Below are 1,744 nucleotides of genomic sequence, written 5' to 3' on the forward strand. Positions count from 1 at the left end.
CGTGATAGACCCGTTAACCACAGTGGAAACGGCACGCGTGGCAATGAAACTGGTAAATGATCAATTAGGAAAAAGACCCGTTAGCGCCATTTTGTTCACCCATTCTCATATTGATCACTTTGGCGGTGCCCATGGCATTGCCTCTCCAGAACAAGTCAGCCAACAGCAACTTAAAGTGATCGCGCCAGAAGGCTTTATGGAAGAGGCCACCAGTGAAAATGTGGTGGCAGGCATGGCAATGGGACGTCGCTCTATGTACATGTACGGAAAGCGATTACCTAAATCTGAAAGAGGGCATGTGGGCTCTGGCTTAGGTAAGGAACCTGCGTTTGGTCAGTTCACTATCTTAGAACCCAATGTGCTGATTTCCGAGAGTGGTGAACGTCATGAGATCGACGGCGTGACATTTGAATTTCAGGTGGTATCCGGTTCAGAAGCACCTGCAGAATTTACTTTCTATCTTCCTGAGTTCCGAGCCTGGTGTGGCGCTGAATTGGTTTCGCGTAATCTCCACAACCTATATACCTTGAGAGGGGCTAAAGTGCGCGATGCTTTGAAGTGGAGCGGTTATATTCATGATGCCATTCAATACGCAGAGAAAAGTGACCTCTATTTTGGCAGTCACCACTGGCCGATATGGGGCAGTGAAAAACTGGTGACATTTCTTAAAGCTCAACGGGATACTTATAAATATATCCATGATCAGTCGGTGCGTTTATTAAATGCAGGGTATACGCCAACGGAGATAGCCGAACAGATTGAGTTGCCTCCGAGTTTGGCCAGTAACTTTTCCAACCGTGGTTACTATGGAACGGTAAAACATAATGCAAAAGCGGTTTATCAGTGGTATTTAGGCTGGTATGACGGAAACCCTGCGAATCTTAATCCGCTTCCTCCGGAAGAATCTGCGGATAAATACATAGCCTTAATGGGAGGGGCTGAGAGGGTTCTACTTGCTGCTCAATCGGCTTTTGACCAGGGTGAATATCGTTGGGTAGCCGAACTTTTGAATAAATTGGTCTTTGCTGACCCTGGCAACGATAAGGCCCGAGAGCTCCTTGCTAAAGCTTATGATCAATTGGGATACCAATCGGAATCAGCGCCTTGGCGAGATAATTATCTTACGGGGGCTTATGAGCTGAGACATGGTGGCCCGGATAAAGGCGTTGATGTGGCAATGATGGAGGGGGTTCTGAGAGAGGCACCTCTTGAGAACTTCTTTATATCAATGGCTGCCCGTTTAATTGGCCCGGAAGCTTTTGATAGCCATCATAAGATCAATATCACCTTCACTGACAGGCAGGTAAATTTCTATTTGTGGATTGAAAATGCCGTTCTGCATTTTGAACAAATTGAACCTGTCAGTGATGCGGATGCCACACTTAAGGTGACTCATGAGTTATTTCTCAAAATGGCCACTGATCAGGCTGGGATCAAAGAAACCCTGTTCTCGGATGATTTGACGGTGGAGGGTAGTAAGCTGGATTTAGTGAGTTTCTTCAGGTTGTTTGAGAAGCCGAGAGGTGTCTTTAATATCATTGAGCCTTAAGGAACTTACTTCTAGGTTCCCTAGAATAAGGCCATTTGATTATCTATTAGGCGATCAAAGTCCATCCCGATAAAGGGCAGAATGCCTTCCGCGATGGGCTTTAGCTGTTTCTCAATGTAGTGTTGGTAATCAATGTCTGATTCAAGATAGTCCAAAGGCTCAGGCCCGTTCAGGGTGATGATATAGTTGATCCAG

1 protein-coding gene is annotated in these 1,744 nt (G+C 46.0%); it reads left to right on the plus strand.

From position 1 onward, the window contains the following. The coding region (locus A3761_RS03485) for an alkyl/aryl-sulfatase (protein WP_068749822.1) at positions 1 to 1,549 on the plus strand (1,549 nt) is incomplete at its 5' end. Positions 1,550 to 1,744 lie beyond the last annotated feature (195 nt).

The organism is Oleiphilus sp. HI0123 (assembly GCF_001635315.1).